Origin of the sequence: Streptomyces sp. NPDC003038 (assembly GCF_040611115.1) — a bacterium.
Taxonomy (GTDB): Bacteria; Actinomycetota; Actinomycetes; order Streptomycetales; family Streptomycetaceae; genus Streptomyces.
This window is the reverse complement of sequence record NZ_JBEXNN010000058.1, coordinates 1-15,702: the sequence shown is the minus strand read 5'-3', so window position 1 is coordinate 15,702 and position 15,702 is coordinate 1. Positions and strand designations below refer to the sequence as shown.

The window sequence follows — 15,702 nt, the reverse complement described above, 5'->3', positions numbered from 1 at the left end:
CGCCGCGTTCCTGGTGGTCATGGCCTTCGTCGGACGGGTTGTCGCCCGCCTCGTCCCCCGCCTCGTCCCGGAACGGGAGCCGGTGCGAGCGGCCCCGGTTCTTCCGCGGACGGCCGACTACTGCGCTGGACGACCTTGCCCACGGCGGGTTCGTCGGCGAGGCGCGTGGCGCCGGTCTCCGAAAGCCCGGACGCCGGGAAGCCGTTGACCGCTGACGGTAGGTGCGGTGGAGCTCACCGCCGCACTTCCTGGCGAGGACCGGCTTGTCCACGGTCCGGTCGAGCATGACGATGCAGCTGCCGCTGCGGGTCGGCTCCGCACGGCGCGGCGCCCGCACGTATCCGCCTGCGGGCGCCGACATGCCGCTGGGGGCCGACACCGGACGGTGTCGGCCCCCAGCGGTGTGAGGGTGTCAGGCCGGGCGGCCGCCGAACGGCGCTCCCGTGCCGTAGTAGGTGCCCAGCTGCTCGCGGTACCCCGCGTCGCCGAGATGCTTCTCCCGGTGGAACTCCGGCGCGTTCTTGATCTGATCCTTGGTGAGGTCGACGTAGACCTTCTCTTCCTCCACGTCGACCTTCGTGATGGCTCCGGCCGGGAGGAGGATTTCCTTCCCGAAGATCCATACTCCGGTGTCGACCACCAGGTAGGAGGAATCGACCTCATCGGAATGCTTGTCCACCTTGCCGATGGGACCTTCGGTCGCCTCGACCTTGTAGCCGGTCAGGTCCGTACCCCGGAGGTAGCCAGAGGTCTGCCGGTAAGCCCACACATTGCCGGTCATGGAAACGAAACTCCTTCGATAGCGGAAAAGACTGATCGTGCCGTGCCCGTTTTTCCGGGACGCGATGATGCCGTTATGCCGTTACCAGCGATACCAGCGGCCACCACTGCCCGCCGGGCGGGCGACGAAGCCCACGAGCCACACGACCAGGACGATCGCGGCGATCCACCACAGAGCCTTGAGAGCGAAACCGGCACCGAACAGGATCAGGGCGAGCAAAAGAACGAGAAGCAGGGGAACCATAGTTGTCAACCTCCGCAACCTCGGGTGCCCCGCCGTCCGCTCTCTACACCCATGAATCCAGACCAGCCGGAATTAGCCGTCCGCTCGTGAATGGGGAGCACCGGGAACGCCATCGGGAAGCGCTCCGTCTGCCGGTGTGCGCGGCGGCCCCTTCCACCTCCCCACGGCTTGGGCTACGAGGGGGACAAGCGCTGCGCGGCCGTCCGCAAGCCATCTTCTCGGCATGGATCTACTCTTGGGAGAGAAGCGTAGGCACTGCGCGAGATCGGAGAGCACCATGATCGTGCTCGGAATCATTCTGCTGGTCGTCGGCTACGTGGCCGGTATCTCCATCCTGTGGACGATCGGAATCATCCTGGTCGTCATCGGAGTCATCTTGTGGATCTTGGGATCCCTGGGACACGCGATCGGCGGGCGACGCCACTACTGGTAGACCACCCCACCTGTCCCGCCGCTCCGTCCTGCCCGGTCGGCGCGGCGGGGGTGCCGACGCCCTTCCGGGGTAGGCGCCGTGCATGCCTCCTCACTCACCGTTTCGCTCCGGGTCCAGTCGTTCGCAGGCCGAGCGCTTCGCTCACAGTCGCGCCGTCGAGGTCGGGGCGCGCTGTGGCTTCCTGGGGCGCGGCGTCATCTACGTCCTGGTCGGTGTACTGGCCCTGCGGATCGCCCTCGCCGACGACGGGGGCCGGCAGGCGGACCGCGGCGGCGCCCTCGCGGAGGTCGCCGCCAAGCCCTTCGGCAGCGTCCTGCTGTGGCTGATCGGTGTCGCCCTGGCCGGGATGGCCCTCTGGCGGCTGTCCGAGGCACTCTTCGGGCAGGCGGGCGAAGGCGGTGGCAAGCCCGGTAAGCGTGCCCTGGCCGCCGCTCGCTGTCTCTTCTACGCCTTCGTCTCCTACTCCGTACTCGCCTACGCCGCCGGGGACCAGGGCAGCGGCAGCGGCTCCTCCGACCAGCAGTCCAACGACGTGACGGCCACCATGCTCAGCTGGCCCGGCGGCCAGTGGATCGTCGCGGCCATAGGCGCCGCCATCGTCGTCGCCGGGGTGTGGATGGCCGTACAGGCGGCCCGGCACACCTTCCGCAAGCATCTGAAGACAGGCGAGATGTCTGCCCGCACACGGCGCGCCGTCGATGTCCTCGGCGTCATCGGCGGTGTCGCCCGTGGCGCGGTCTTCGCCACCGCCGGTGGATTCGCCGTCGCCGCCGGCCTCAGCCATGAGCCCGGCCAGGCCAAGGGCATAGACGACACCCTGCGCTCCTTCGCCCAGACGTCGGCGGGCCCGTGGCTCCTCGTTCTGATAGCCGTCGGACTCGTCACCTTCGGTGTGTTCTCCTGGGCCACCGCCCGCTGGCGCAGGATCTGAGTGCCCGGGGGATCCCCCGCCGGCGTCCGCGTTTGTGCCCTCGGGCCGGGGGCAGGCGGGTAGCGGGGGGGCATGGCCACGACATCCCGCGGCGAGCGACGGAGGACGTGCAGATGACCGAGTTCGGCTATTTCCTCTCATGCGAGGAGTTCGGCCCGGCCGACCTGGTGCGTCAGGCCCGCATGGCGGAGAAGGCGGGGTTCCGCTCGTTGTGGATCTCCGATCACTTCCACCCGTGGAACCATCGCCAGGGACACAGCCCGTTCGTCTGGTCCGTCATCGGAGCGCTGTCGCAGAGCACGGCCCTTCCCGTCGAGACCGCGGTCACCTGTCCGACCTTCCGCATCCACCCGGCCGTCATCGCCCAGGCCGCCGCCACGTCCGCCGTCATGCTGGACGGCCGCTTCCGGCTCGGGCTCGGCACCGGCGAAGCCCTCAACGAGCACATCTACGGGGATCCCTGGCCACCCGCCGACACCCGGCTGGAGATGCTCGAGGAGGCCGTGGAGGTCATCCGCGCGCTGCTGACCGGCGAGGAGATCACGCATCACGGCAAGCACTACACCGTGGAGAACGCCCGGATCCACACCCTGCCGGACGCGCCGCCACCCATCGACATCTCGGCCTTCGGCCCCAAGGCCGCGGAAGTGGCCGCGCGGATCGGCGACGGCCTCATCACCACCGCCCCGGACGCCGCCATGGTCAAGCAGTTCCGCTACGGGGACCAGACCCGGCCGGCTTTCGCCAGTACCAAGGTGTGCTGGTCCGAGGACCGGGCGACGGCCGTTCGTACGGCCCACCGGCTGTGGGCCAGTGAGCAGCTGCCCGGGGAACTGCCCCAGATCCTGCCCACGCCACGCCACTTCGAGCAGGCGACCGAGCTGGTGACCGAGGAGGCAGTGGCCGCGAGCGTGCCCTGTGGCCCCGACCCCGCGGACCACGTCCGCCACATCCAGGCGTACGTCGACGCGGGTTTCGACCGGGTCCACATCGGCCAGATCGGCCCCGAACAGCAGGGGTTCTTCGACTTCTACCGGGACGCGGTACTCCCCCGGCTGACCGCACGGCGCGATCTGCGGCCCTGAGCCTCAGCCCGTGCCCCGTGCCCCATGCCCCGCGCGACCGCCCGGGCGACGACCAGACCGGTACGACAGGAGTGATCATGAAGAAGGCGGACGGAACCGAGGACAGTGCCCGGCGGATGCGCGACGAGGCCCAAGAGCTGGAGCAGGCGGCGGTACACGCCACGGACCCGGCGGAGCGTCAGCGGCTGACGGAGAAGGCGATGCGGATCAGGCAGAAGAGCGAGGAGGTCAACGGCCCGGGCAGCGGAACCATGGACCCGATGTAGCCACCGGACCGAGGCGGCGGGTCGGCCGGAGCGCTCTCCGCTCCGGCCGACCCGATTGTTACCCTGCTTCCGGCGAGGCGACCGCCCGCGGACCCGCACGAGGAGCACCCGTGGCCCAACAGCGTCCTGGGAACCGCCCCACCCTGGAGGCCGTGGCGGCCCGTGCCGGGGTTTCCCGGGCCACCGCCTCCCGCGTCGTCAACGGCGGGGACGGGGTCCGCGCACACCTGGTGGACAAGGTGCGCGAAGCCGTCCGGGATCTGGGTTACGTGCCCAACCACGCGGCCCGCACCCTCGTCACCCGGCGCACCGGCGCCGTCGCGGTGATCATCGCCGAACCGGAGATCCGGATCTTCTCCGACCCCTTCTTCTCCCGCCAGGTCCGCGGCATCAGCAAGGAACTGACGGCTCACGACACCCAGTTGGTGCTGCTGCTGGTCGAGGACCGCGGCGACTACGACCGCATCGAGCGCTACCTGGCGGGTGGACATGTCGACGGGGCGCTCGCCTTCTCCCTGCACACCGACGATCCGCTGCCCGCGATCACCCGCCGGCTCGGCATGCCCACCGTCTACGGAGGCCGCCCCGGCTGGACCGCCGGGCCGGGCGAGCACGAGGGCGTCGCCTACGTCGACGCGGACAACCGAGGGGGCGCGCGTGAGGCCGTACGGTACCTGGTGGCCCAGGGCCGGCAGCGGATCGCGCACATCGCCGGCCCGCTCGACCAGACCTCCGCGGCCGACCGGTTGAGCGGCTACCGGGACGTGCTGCCGGACGGCGATCCGGGGCTGGTCGCCGAGGGGGACTTCACCGTGGCGGGCGGGGCCCGCGCGATGGCCGGACTGCTGGACCGCCGACCGGGGATCGACGCGGTGTTCGCGGGCAACGACCTGATGGCCACGGGCGCGCTGCGGGTCCTGCGCGAGCGCGGCCGCACGGTTCCGGGGGATGTGGCGCTGGTCGGCTTCGACGACACAGAGCCGGTGGCGCAGAGCGCCGAGCCGCCGCTGACGACCGTACGTCAGGACATCGAGGGCATGGGGCGCCTGATGGCCCGGCTGCTCCTGGAGAGGTTGAACGGGGGCCGGGACGCCGGCGAGGCTCCGAGTGCGGTGATCACGGAAACGGCAATGGTACGCCGGGGTTCCGCCTGAGGCCGGGGGCGCCGGGGCCGGGGCCGGGGCCGGGCGCGGGGCCGGCGGGGAGGGGGCGGCGGGGAGGGGGCGGCGCCCACGACGGGTCACCCACTCGGTGAAGTGGGTGCGGCTGGGCCCTGCCCGGTGAGCGTCTGCCTGAACCGCACCACGGCCGCGCGCCCGGGGACGCGTACGAGGCAGCCGAGCGGTCCCGTCGCCAGGACGGCGTCGTGGCGGCCCAGCGCGAGGGCCGGCCCCTCGGTCCGTTCGAGCGCCACCGTCCCCTCCAGCGCGACCACGAGCAGGGTCTCGCCCGGCGCGGCGGCGAGCGTGAGGCGACCGCGCACCACGGCGGTCTCTGCCTCGGTATCCGCCCGGCGGTACATCACGTTGAAGTTCACGACCGGGCCGTCGAGGAGCTTGCAGTCGGTCGGCTCGTCACCGGCGAAGTCCTGTGGCGCGTACCGTTCGTCCACGAGACGGTGTGCGCCTGCCACCGTGAGGTCCATCCCCGCGCCCTCGGCCAGGGTGAGCGTGCGCTCGACCCCGGGGAAGGCCGAGAAGGGCCCGTCGGCGGTCGCCTCGGCCAGGCTCACCCGCCAGCAGAAGTCGCCCGTCCCCGCCCGTTCCGGCCGGGCGGCGATCTCGCGCGTGACTCCCCCGCCGTTCTTCCAGCGGGAAGCGCCCCGGTCGGCCGCCCGCAGAACGCGGTACTGATCCTCGCCGGTCATACGCGGCCGGCGTCCTTCGGCCTCGTGGTGTCGCTCATGGCCGGAGCGTACTCAAGCCGGTTGACGCTGCCGCGGTCGGCCTCGCCCGGTCGGGCGTGTCGCCCGCGCCGCGACGGGACGGACGGCTTGCATGGGGGTCGGGCCAGGGTGCCCGCGGATACGAGTGGGGATGGTGCATGAAGGCTACGGACGTCATCGCTGACGGCTTCGGACGCATCCGGGAGGTGGTGAACGAGGTCGTGGAAGGCCTCTCCGCGCAAGACCTCAACGCCCGGATCGACCCGGCCGCGAACTCGATCACCTGGCTGGTCTGGCACCTGGCGCGGGTCCAGGACGATCACGTGGCGGACGCGGCGGATCTGGAGCAGGTGTGGCATGCGCAGGAGTGGGCGGCCCGGTTCGCCTTGCCGCTGCCCGCCGCGTCGACCGGGTACGGTCACACCGCGCGGCAGGCCGGCACCGTCCGGGTCGACTCGGGAGAACTGCTGCTGGGGTACTTCGAGGCGGTGCACGAGCAGACGACGCGCTTCGTCCGCGGGCTCGCCGCCGCCGACCTGGACCGCGTGGTCGACGAAGGCTGGGACCCGCCGGTGACGCTGGGGGTACGCCTGGTCAGCGTGCTGGCCGACGATCTTCAGCATGCCGGGCAGGCGGCCTTCGTACGGGGTGTGCTGGAGCGGCGCTGAGCCGCCGTCCGGCCACCCGGCGCCGCTCATCCCTCGTACGGAGTACCCGGGGCCGAAAAGGGTGGGGCCCGCCGGTGAGGGCGGGCCCCGGGGTTACGCTCCGCTCGCTTCGAGCATGGCCTCGCGCTCGACGATCTTCACGCGCTCGCGGTCCTGGGGGGCGCCCAGGGCCTTTTCGGCCGCGTCCAGGCGGTACCAGCCGTCCCAGGTCGTGTAGCGGACGCTCCGCTCGGCGAGAAAGGCCTCGACCGCCTCCGGTGCGGGAGCGGCCGGCGTGTGCAGGCGGCCCTCCGCGTGATCGGCCAGGAGGTTCGCGACGGTCTCGTTCGCGTCGCCCTTGGTGTGGCCGATGAGGCCGACCGGCCCGCGCCGGATCCAGCCCGTGACGTACGTCGACTGCAGGTGGCCGCCGGCTTCGATGACGCGGCCGCCCTCGTCGGGGACCGTGCCGGATTCGACGTCCCAGGGGAGCTTGGGCAGCTCGTCCGAGAGGTATCCGACGGCCCGGTAGACGGCCTGGACGTCCCAGGTGTGGAACTCGCCCGTGCCCTTGACGTTGCCGGTGCCGTCGAGCTCGGTGCGTTCGGTCCGCAGTCCGACGACCTTGCCGTCCTCGCCCAGCACCTCGCAGGGGGACTCGAAGAAGTGCAGGAACAACTTGTGCGGCCGGTCGCCGATGTCGCGGATCGCCCAGTTCTCCAGGGTCTTGGCGACCATGTCCGCCTGCTTGTTGGAGCGGCGGGTGGCGATCGATCCCTCGTCGTAGTCGATGTCCTCGGGGTTGACGATGACCTCGATGGTGGGCGAGTGGTCCAGTTCGCGCAGCTCCATGGGGCTGAACTTCGCCTGGGCCGGGCCGCGGCGGCCGAAGACGTGCACCTCGAGCGCCTTGTTGGCCTTGAGGCCGTCGTAGACGTTCGGCGGGATCTCGGTCGACAGCAGCTCGTCGGCCGTCTTCGCGAGGATGCGCGCGACGTCGAGGGCGACGTTGCCGACGCCGAGCACCGCCACCTTCTCCGCCTCCAGCGGCCAGGTCCGGGGGACGTCGGGGTGGCCGTCGTACCAGGAAACGAAGTCGGCGGCGCCGTAGGAACCGTCGAGCTCGACGCCCGGGATGGCCAGGGCGCGGTCGGCGGTGGCGCCGGTGGAGAAGATCACGGCGTCGTAGAACGAGTGCAGCTCGTCGAGGCTGATGTCGTTCGGGTAGTCGACATTGCCGAAGAGGCGGACCTGCGGCTTGTCGAGCACCTGGTGCAGGGCGGTGATGATGCCCTTGATCCGCGGGTGGTCGGGAGCGACGCCGTACCGGATCAGCCCGAAGGGTGCGGGCATCTTCTCGAAGAGGTCGATGGACACACCGGGCTCGGCGGCGGCCTCTGACTTCAGCAGCGCGTCGGCGGCGTAGATTCCGGCGGGGCCGGCACCGACGATTGCTACCCGCAGGGGGCGAGGCATGAGAAGGGTCCCTTCGAGTGAAAACAAGCTGGATCAAGGGAACCTTAAACTAAGGCAAACCTAACCCGGCACCCGGTGTGTGTTTATGACCCCATAACCAGATCTTATGGCTGTCCCAAGACTTCCTTGGGTTCGGTCGGCCGCGCCCGCGTCGGCCGCCTCTCCGCGCCCGGCGCGGCCCCCCGGTCAGGGGGAACTCGCTGGTCAGCACGCACGCCAGCTGACAGACTGAAGCGCTCGAACATCCCAGGAGGACAAATGGCAGACGAAACAGACGCCCCGCAGGACGCTCCGCAGGACGAATCTCCGGCCGACGAGGCCAAGCGCAAGTTCCGGGAGGCCCTGGAGCGCAATGCCGCCAATGCGCAGTCCCAGCAGTCGCACCAGAGCCGGGCGAAGGTCCAGGGCTCCAGCAGCGGCCCCGGCGGCAAGAACAAGAAGGTCCGCCGCAAGACCGGCTGACCCTCGTACGCGAGGAGCTCAGTCTCGCCGTCACGACGGCGGGACCGGGCAGCCGTGCCGCCGTGCCGGCCCACCGGGCGGCCGCACGGGGAGGAAACCCTTCCGCGCACAGGTCATGCGCGACGACGTGACATCCCCGCTCGCGGAGCTTTCCCGCCACGGCCTCGGCGAGCGCGTGACTGAAGCTGCCCGTCGCGGGTGTGCGAGGTAGATCCCGACGCGCATGGTGCGCCCTCCGGTCAATCGGCCGAGTGCCGTCATCACCTGCGGGTTACGTCGCTGAGCCACCCGGGTGAGAGGCGATAACCGCGGGCGCCGAAGGCAGTTGGTCAGCCTGTCCCGCCGGGGGCGCCTCTCATGCGACGTGCGAACAGAAGGATCCTTCACATGCTCAAGAAGTTCATGGCCACCGCCGCGGTCACCGCCTCCGTGCTGGGAGTAGGTGCGGCAGCAGCGGCCCCGGCGATGGCGATCGGCAACGACAACGGCGTCAACACGGTGAACGGCAACGGCGCCTCGCAGGTCTACGGCAACCAGGAGACCAAGGGCGCGATGAGCCCGCAGCTCAGCGCGGTCCAGGGCTCCCTGAACAAGCTCTGCATCGGCCTGCCGGAGAAGGTCAACGTCCAGTCGATCGTGGCGATCCTCGTCAACGTCGGTGTCCAGGACATCAACGTGCTGGCCAACCCGCAGACCCAGCAGTGCGCCGAGAACTCCACGCAGGGCAAGGGCGACGACTCGCTCTCCCACATCGCCGAGAACATCCCGGTCCTCTCCGGGAACCTCTCCTCCGGCAGCTGACCCGTCAACGCCTGAACCTGCATCTGCATACGGCTCCCGCGCCGGCGTGACGTGCTCCCTCGTCACGTCGGCGTCGCCGTAGGGCACTTCACCGAACCGGAGTCGATATGGTCTAGACCTTGACAGGTTCAGACCACCTTCGGTTCAGTGGCGGTAGCCGCCGCCCCCACGGCGACTCCCCCCACTGAAGGAGCAGTTACGTGATACGTGCGCTTCGCCGCCGCGCCCTCGCCCTGGCCGCCGCCGCAGCCGTGACGGCCGGCCTCGCCATCGCCCTCCCCTCCTCCCCCGCCTCCGCGGCAGCCGCCTGCGCCGCCCCGTGGGGCTCCTCGGCCGTCTACACGAACGGCATGAGCGCCTCGCACAACGGGCACAACTGGCAGGCGAAGTGGTGGACCCAGGGCGAGACCCCCGGCGCCACCGGACCGTGGGGTGTCTGGTCCGACCAGGGCGCCTGCGGGGGCAGCGGGGGCCAGGACCCGCAGCCCGAACCCGGCAACCCGTCCGGATTCGTGGTCTCCGAGGCGCAGTTCCGGCAGATGTTCCCGAACCGGAACCCCTTCTACACCTACAACGGCCTCGTCGCGGCGCTCTCGGCCTACCCCGGCTTCGCCAACACCGGTGACGACACAATGAAGCGGCGCGAGGCCGCCGCCTTCCTCGCGAACGTCTCGCACGAGACGGGCGGGCTGGTGCACATCGTCGAGCAGAACACCGCCAACTACCCCCACTACTGCGACGCGAACCAGCCGTACGGCTGTCCGGCCGGCCGGGCCGCCTACTACGGCCGCGGTCCCATCCAGCTGAGCTGGAACTTCAACTACAAGGCGGCAGGTGACGCTCTCGGCATCAACCTGCTCGCGAACCCGTACCTCGTCGAGCAGGACCCGGCCGTCGCCATGAAGACGGCCCTCTGGTACTGGAACACGCAGAACGGCCCGGGGACCATGACCGCCCACGCGGCCATGGTCAACGGCGCGGGATTCGGCGAGACGATCCGCTCCATCAACGGCGCACTGGAGTGCAACGGCGGCAATCCCGCCCAGGTCCAGAGCCGCGTCTCCACCTACCAGAGCTTCACTCAGCTGCTCGGCGTGACGCCCGGGAACAACCTGAGCTGCTGACCCGCCGGCCCACCGCCCCGCGCGACGGCCTTGAGGATCCCGCTCCTCAGTCGGCCGGTGACGTGCGCAGGGCGGTGGCCAGCTGGGCACGTGAGCGTACGTCGAGTTTCTGGTAGATGCGCGTCAGCCGGGCCTCCACCGTCTTGACGCTCAGGAACAGCTTCGCCGCCGCCTCCTGGTTGCTCGCCCCCCGGCTGACGAGCAGGGCGAGGCGGGCCTCGGCCTCGGTCAGGGCCGCGGCCGCCTCCGTACGGCTCCCCTCGCCCGCGGCCGGCTCCCCGGCGAGTTCCGTCCAGGGGTCCGCGCCGGCCAGCTCGAAGACCTCGGCCGCCGCCCGGAGGGCGGCGCGGGCGGGCGCGCGTCGGCGGCGGCGGCGTTCCACCCGGGCGAGGGCGAGCAGCGTACGGCCGCGTTCCAGAGGCAGTTCGAGGGCGCCGAACCGCTGCGCCGTGTCCGCCAGCAGGCGGACGGCCGCGTCCGCGTCGCCCTGCGCGGACAGGCACAGGCCCCGGGCCCGGTCGAGGGCGGCGACCACACTGGTGCGTTCGAGCGCGACGGCGACCGTACGGACGGAGCCGAGCAGTTCGGCGGCTTCGGCGGGTGCGTCCACGGCGATCAGCGCCTCGGCCAGCTCCCCGTGCCAGCGCAGGACCGAGGGGTCCACCACCTGCTGGGCGGACTCCAGTTCGGCGACCCGGCGCAGGGTGGCGACCGCCTTCGCCGCCTCGCCCGTGGCCAGTTCGACCAGGCCCAGGGCGTGCAGGCTGCGGGAGAGGAAGACCTGGTCGTGTTCCTCCTGCGAGGCCTGGATGCCGCGCCGGGCGTATCCGGCGGCGCGGGCGAAGCTGCCGCCCATGGTCTCGGCCATGGCGGCGACGTACCAGGCGGGGCCGGGCGAGAGCCCCGCCTCGATCGTCAGCTCCAGGGCGCGGCGGGCGTGGGCCGAGGCGGTCGCGCACCGGCCGCTGCGCAGTTCGACCTCGGTCAGGCTGCGCAGGACCTCGAAGACGTCCTCGGCCGAGCCGGTGCTCTGGACGGCGGGCAGCAGGGTCAGCAGCTGTCGGCGGGCGTCGGCCAGGCGGTCGTCGAAGAGGGCGTGCCGTACGGCGAGGTACTGCGGCGCGTTGCGCATCCCGAGCGGCACTTCGGGCGCGGGGAGGGCGAGCGCCTCGGCCAGGATGGTCTCGGCGTCGGGGTCCCCGAGGATGCGGCCCATGCGGGCCCTGACCGTCAGGGCCATGGCCTCGGCCACCTGATCGCCGCCGCGGGCGGCGAGTCGGCCGGCTTCGGCGGCGGCGTCGCGGGAGCGGACGGGGTCGCCGTCACTGAGGTTGTGCTTCCAGGCGATCCGCAGCTGGACGGCGGCCTGGAGCGAGGGGTCGCCGGCGGCGTCGGCCATGGCGCACGCGATGGTCTCGTCCAGGGCGGCGAGGGCCTGGCCGGCGGCGTCGATCACGGCGAGACGGGCCCGGACCCGGTCGGCGGGCGAGGCGTCGCGGGCCAGCACGGCCCGGGTGGCGCGGCGGGCGAGATCGGCGCGACCGGCCCAGCCGGCGTCCTCGGCGGCGCCGACGAGGCGGGCCAGTTCCTCGCCGGGCAGGTGGGACGGCGTGCGTTCGGCGGCGAGCAGGCCGAGTTCGGCGGCGAGCGCTCGCTGGCCGCGGCGGCGACAGGCCGCGGCGGCCGCGGTGATCTCGGCGGCCAGCCACTGGTCGGGGGTGTCCACGGCCAGCGCGCGGTGGCGTACGGCCTGGATGGGATCGTCGATGGCGGCGGCCAGCGCGGCGTGTCCGGCGGACCGTTCGGGCCAGCCGGCGTCGGCGGCCAGGGCAGTGGGCAGCGCGCCGGCGGTGAACTCCACCGCGCCGTCCTCCCCGACCGTGACCAGCGCGGCGCGTTCCGCTTCGGCGAGCTCGGCTTCGGCGTCGGGGCGTCCGGCGCGGCGCAGCAGCGCGACGGTGGGGTGGGCGGCGAGGGCGGCCAGCAGCAGGGTGCCGCGGGTGCGGGCGGGAGCGGCGGAGAGCAGTCGGCGGGCGACTTCGCGGGCCTGCCCGGAGACGGGCAGGGTGTCGGCGTGGTGGGCGCTGCCGTCGCGGGCCTCACCGAGGGAGTGGCCGAGGGCGAGGGCGAGACGGGGGTTTCCGCCGCTGGCCTGGTGGATGCGGCCGGCGAGGCGGGCGGGCAGGCCGCGGCGCACCAGCAGCTCGGCCACCTCGTCGGCGCCGAGCGGGGGGACGCGTATCGCCGGGGTGCCGGGGCCGCAGAGGGATTCGCCGACGGGGGCCCCGCCCCGGACGCATTCGGCCACGAGGACCCGTACGCCGGGCGGGGTGAGGCGCAGCGCGAAGCGGAGCAGGCCGGTGCTCTCGGCGTCGAGCCACTGGGCGTTGTCGAGGACGAGCAGGACGGGCCGGCGGGCGGCGAGGGTCCGCAGCACCTCGACGACTGCGAGGCGCAGCGCGACGTGGTCGCGGCCCGCGTCCGGGGCGTCCGCCTCGCGGCGCAGGAGGGCGATGGCGGTGCGCTGGGGCCCGGAGAGCCGTTCCAGGGCGGCGTAAGGGACGGACGCCAGGAGGGCGGCCGCGGAGGCTTCGGGGATCCACTGGTCGGCGGCCTCGGGGGCGAGGCGCAGCACGGTCTCGCGGCGGCATTCGGCGGCGGCCGCGACGGCGCGGGCCACCTCGGTCTTGCCCGCTCCGGCCGGTCCGGTGAGAAGGGCGCGGCCGTGCGTGGCCAGCGCGCGGTCGACCGCCTTGATCAGTTCAGCGTGTCCGACGCCTGTGTCAGCGTGCCCCGTCCCCGCCACGCACCGCCACCAGCCTCTCGGTCCCCAGCTCCTGTGCCTCTCCTGTGAGACGCGACAATACGAGGTCGGATGGCGGGCGGGCCCGAATTGTGACGCAGAAATCAGTCAGCTGACAGAAAAGCCCGGCGGACCTGCCGATACGAGGTGTATGGGCAGGTCCGACGGGCTGGGTTGGTCCGTACTATCGGACCATCAGGCGGAGTTGACGGCCGGATCGGACCGGTTCGGGTCCGATCGGCCCCGGTCGCTCGGACCGGATCAGAAGCCGAGGCTCCACGAGTCGATGTAACCGGCGTCGGCGGCGGCCACGTCCTGGACGCGAAGCTGCCAGGTGCCGTTCGCGGGTACGGCGGAGGCGTCGACCGTGTAGGTGGTGAGCACGTTGTCGGCGCTGTCGCTGGACGAGTTCTGCAGGCGCTTGACGACCGCACCGGAGGGGCCGACCAGGTCGATGACCAGGTCACCGCGGTAGGGGTGCTTGATGTCGACCGACACCTTGAGCGTGGCCGGGGCGTTCCCGGTGCGGCCCGAGACCGTGATCGAGGAGGAGACGGCGCCGCCGTTGTCCGGGATCGAGACGTTCATGGTGTTCTCGTACACCGGGATGGTGGCGCCGGAGGTGACGGCGTTCACGGTCGCGGTGGTGTCGGCGAGACCGGCGCCGCAGCCGCCGGTGCAGGTACCGGCCAGCGGGCGGGCGTTGGTCTTGATCGCCGACTCTACCTGCGCGGGGGTGATCGCGGGCTTGGCGGAGACCAGGAGCGCGGCGAGGCCCGCGATGTGCGGGGCGGCCATGCTGGTGCCCTGGTAGGGCTTGTAGTTCTCGGCGCCGGGGGTGCTCGTGCCGGCGTTCAGCGTGGAGAGGATGCCGTTCTGGGGGGTGGTGATGGTGCCGGGCGTGTCGGTGGCGCGGCGGGTCTCACCGCCCGGGGCGGCGATGTCGATGACCGTGCCGTAGTTGGAGTAGAAGGAGCGGTCGCCGGTGCGGTTGCTGGCGGCCACGTTGATCACGTTGCCGCAGCTGGCGGGCGAGAAGCCGCTCGCGTCGGCGTTGCTGTTGCCGGCGGCCACGACGACGGTCGTGCCGCGGCTGACGGCGGCGTTGATGGCGTTCTGGTAGCTGCTGCCGCAGGTGCCCGAGCCGCCGAGGCTCATGTTGATGACCTTGGCGGGGGTGGCGTTCGCCGGGACGCCGGGAACGGAGCCGCCCGAGGACCAGGTGATGGCGTCGACGATGTCCGAGGTGGTACCGCCGCACTTGCCGAGCACGCGCACCGGCTGGATCTTCGCGCCGTACGCGATGCCCGCGATGCCCTTGGCGTTGCCCGTGGCCGCGGCGATGGTGCCGGCGACGTGGGTGCCGTGCCACGAGGAACCACTGGCCGGGGAGCCGGTGCCGCATTCGCCCGCCGCGGTCCAGTCGCCCTGGTCGGCCGGGTTGCTGTCGCGGCCGTTGCCGTCACGGGCGTCGGTGGAGCTGGAGATGAAGTCGTAGCCGGCGACCACGTTGGCGGCGAGGTCGGAGTGGGCCACGTAGCCGGTGTCGATCACGGCGACGGTGACGCCGGCGCCGGTGGTCTTGTCCCAGGCGGCGGGGACGTTCATGCCGGCGACGGGCTCGAAGAGGTCCCACTGCTTGGCGTACTCGGTGTCGTTCGGGGTGGCCAGCGCGTAAGCGCGGGAGTCCGCCTCGACGTAGGCGACGTCCGGGTCGGCGCGGAACTGCGCCATGACGTCGGCCGCGTCGGCGGGGGCGAGGGTACCGCCGAGGTCGACCAGAGCGGCTCCGGTGCCCAGGCGCCGCTCGAACGTGGCCTTCTCGCCGGCCTTGCGGCCCTTGGCGGCGGCGTCGTCGGCGGCCGCGGTGTTGGAACTGGCCTCGGCGGACGTGGACTTGTACCCGACGATGAGGTTCTCGACCGGCGCGGTGGGGGTGGCGACCGTGGCGGCCGGAGCCGGGGCGTCGGCGGCCACGGCCACGGAAGCGGTGGCCGTGGCGGAGCCGGCGAGCAGGGTGACGGAGATCGCCACCACGGATATGAGCCTACGTCTGGTTGCGTGCACGGTGTCCCTTTCGCGGGCCGTTTCCGGACGGGCCGGAGCGGCCGGTCGGTGCAGTGTGGGAGGTGTATCGACGGCTACGGGGCCGGGGGGAGCTGGTCGCACTCGTCCCGGCCACCGCTGCGCGCCACGTCGCTCCTGCCTCGACGGTGAGGCAGGACAACGGCGGTGACCGGCGATCCGCCAGGCCCGACGGCAACACGCCATGTGGGGTTGGCGCGTGGATCGGTGGGCCTGGGGAAGATCGCCGGTGGGCAGACAGTAGGCAACGCGGGGATGAACTCGATACGGGGAAAACCCTTGTCCGCCCCCTGCCGCTCCCCGGGTCACCCTCTGCCGGTGGTTTCGCCCCTGCGGATCAGCACGGCGCGAGCTCGCTCGGACCGCCGCTGAGCCGGTTGTTCAGCGGGGCCGGGACGAGGAGGGGACCGACGCCGGATGGGCGACGACCGCTCGCCGGCTGATCGCGGCGAACGCCGCTCGCGTGGGAGCGCCGCTGCCGGTGGGGACAGGACCTAGGTCGTTTCTTTCGGATCTTGTCGGCCGAGCCCGCGCTGACCGTTGCCGTGCATCGCAAGGCGGAGGAGCGTCCTTGTACTGGACGTACTAGTGTCCTGAGTCGGAGATTCGTCGGCAGTAAGCGGCGACCTTGTCGAGGATCTCGTCGGCGGTCTTCGTCCAGACGAAGGGCCTGGGGTGTT

General features: G+C 71.9%; 15 protein-coding genes and 1 pseudogene. 9 read left to right on the top strand and 7 right to left on the bottom strand.

Annotated features, from left to right (window positions below; translation table 11 throughout):
• Positions 1 to 125: 125 nt before the first annotated feature.
• The 3 genes and pseudogenes from ABZX75_RS32915 to ABZX75_RS32905 all read right to left on the bottom strand — a co-directional run.
• Positions 126 to 304: pseudogene (locus ABZX75_RS32915) on the bottom strand (S8 family peptidase); the annotation flags it as partial.
• Positions 305 to 412: 108 nt separating this feature from the next.
• The gene (locus ABZX75_RS32910; protein WP_355417460.1) at positions 413 to 781 is read right to left on the bottom strand and encodes a PRC-barrel domain-containing protein; all 369 of its coding nucleotides are present in this window, start codon (positions 779 to 781) and stop codon (positions 413 to 415) included.
• An 81-nt stretch (positions 782 to 862) separates the two neighbouring features.
• Positions 863 to 1,024 (bottom strand): hydrophobic protein, encoded by a 162-nt coding sequence (locus ABZX75_RS32905; protein WP_355417457.1) that lies wholly within the window; start codon positions 1,022 to 1,024, stop codon positions 863 to 865.
• A 277-nt stretch (positions 1,025 to 1,301) separates the two neighbouring features.
• Between ABZX75_RS32905 and ABZX75_RS32900 the strand changes: the two genes are divergently transcribed.
• The 5 genes from ABZX75_RS32900 (at position 1,302) to ABZX75_RS32880 (ending at position 4,893) form a co-directional block, all read left to right on the top strand.
• A complete protein-coding gene (locus ABZX75_RS32900) occupies positions 1,302 to 1,457 on the top strand; it encodes a DUF6131 family protein (protein ID WP_355417454.1) in 156 nt (51 codons plus the stop codon).
• Between the two features lie 82 nt (positions 1,458 to 1,539).
• Entirely contained in the window at positions 1,540 to 2,388 is an 849-nt protein-coding gene (locus tag ABZX75_RS32895; RefSeq protein WP_355417451.1) for a DUF1206 domain-containing protein, read from the top strand.
• A gap of 113 nt (positions 2,389 to 2,501) precedes the next feature.
• Entirely contained in the window at positions 2,502 to 3,473 is a 972-nt protein-coding gene (locus ABZX75_RS32890; RefSeq protein WP_355417448.1) for an LLM class F420-dependent oxidoreductase, read from the top strand.
• A 77-nt stretch (positions 3,474 to 3,550) separates the two neighbouring features.
• Positions 3,551 to 3,739: a DUF6381 family protein gene (locus ABZX75_RS32885; protein WP_355417445.1), complete on the top strand. Its 189-nt coding sequence runs from the start codon at positions 3,551 to 3,553 to the stop codon at positions 3,737 to 3,739.
• A 110-nt stretch (positions 3,740 to 3,849) separates the two neighbouring features.
• On the top strand, positions 3,850 to 4,893 hold the full coding sequence (locus ABZX75_RS32880; protein ID WP_355417442.1) for a LacI family DNA-binding transcriptional regulator: 1,044 nt from the start codon (positions 3,850 to 3,852) through the stop codon (positions 4,891 to 4,893).
• 86 nt (positions 4,894 to 4,979) lie between these two features.
• Here the strand turns inward: ABZX75_RS32880 and ABZX75_RS32875 are convergent, their stop codons facing one another.
• Positions 4,980 to 5,606, bottom strand: a complete 627-nt coding sequence (locus ABZX75_RS32875; protein WP_355417439.1) for a HutD family protein — start codon at positions 5,604 to 5,606, stop codon at positions 4,980 to 4,982.
• A gap of 176 nt (positions 5,607 to 5,782) precedes the next feature.
• Between ABZX75_RS32875 and ABZX75_RS32870 the strand changes: the two genes are divergently transcribed.
• Positions 5,783 to 6,292: a DUF664 domain-containing protein gene (locus ABZX75_RS32870; protein WP_355417436.1), complete on the top strand. Its 510-nt coding sequence runs from the start codon at positions 5,783 to 5,785 to the stop codon at positions 6,290 to 6,292.
• Positions 6,293 to 6,385: 93 nt separating this feature from the next.
• Here ABZX75_RS32870 and ABZX75_RS32865 read toward each other — a convergent pair whose 3' ends face one another.
• Positions 6,386 to 7,747 carry an FAD-dependent oxidoreductase gene (locus ABZX75_RS32865; RefSeq protein ID WP_355417433.1) on the bottom strand — a complete coding sequence of 454 codons (1,362 nt, stop codon included), beginning with the start codon at positions 7,745 to 7,747 and terminating at the stop codon, positions 6,386 to 6,388.
• A 258-nt stretch (positions 7,748 to 8,005) separates the two neighbouring features.
• Here ABZX75_RS32865 and ABZX75_RS32860 point away from each other — a divergent pair, with 258 nt between their 5' ends.
• From ABZX75_RS32860 to ABZX75_RS32850, 3 genes are all read left to right on the top strand, one after another.
• Positions 8,006 to 8,209, top strand: a complete 204-nt coding sequence (locus tag ABZX75_RS32860) for a DUF5302 domain-containing protein (RefSeq protein WP_355417430.1) — start codon at positions 8,006 to 8,008, stop codon at positions 8,207 to 8,209.
• A 387-nt stretch (positions 8,210 to 8,596) separates the two neighbouring features.
• Positions 8,597 to 9,010, top strand: coding sequence for a rodlin (locus ABZX75_RS32855; protein ID WP_355417427.1), 414 nt, complete (start codon positions 8,597 to 8,599; stop codon positions 9,008 to 9,010).
• A gap of 233 nt (positions 9,011 to 9,243) precedes the next feature.
• Complete coding sequence (locus ABZX75_RS32850; protein ID WP_355417466.1) at positions 9,244 to 10,134, top strand: glycoside hydrolase family 19 protein; 891 nt, start codon at positions 9,244 to 9,246, stop codon at positions 10,132 to 10,134.
• A gap of 46 nt (positions 10,135 to 10,180) precedes the next feature.
• Here ABZX75_RS32850 and ABZX75_RS32845 read toward each other — a convergent pair whose 3' ends face one another.
• Complete coding sequence (locus ABZX75_RS32845) at positions 10,181 to 12,940, bottom strand: LuxR family transcriptional regulator (protein WP_355417424.1); 2,760 nt, start codon at positions 12,938 to 12,940, stop codon at positions 10,181 to 10,183.
• Between the two features lie 258 nt (positions 12,941 to 13,198).
• Entirely contained in the window at positions 13,199 to 14,971 is a 1,773-nt protein-coding gene (locus ABZX75_RS32840; protein ID WP_355417463.1) for a S8 family serine peptidase, read from the bottom strand.
• Positions 14,972 to 15,702: the final 731 nt, after the last annotated feature.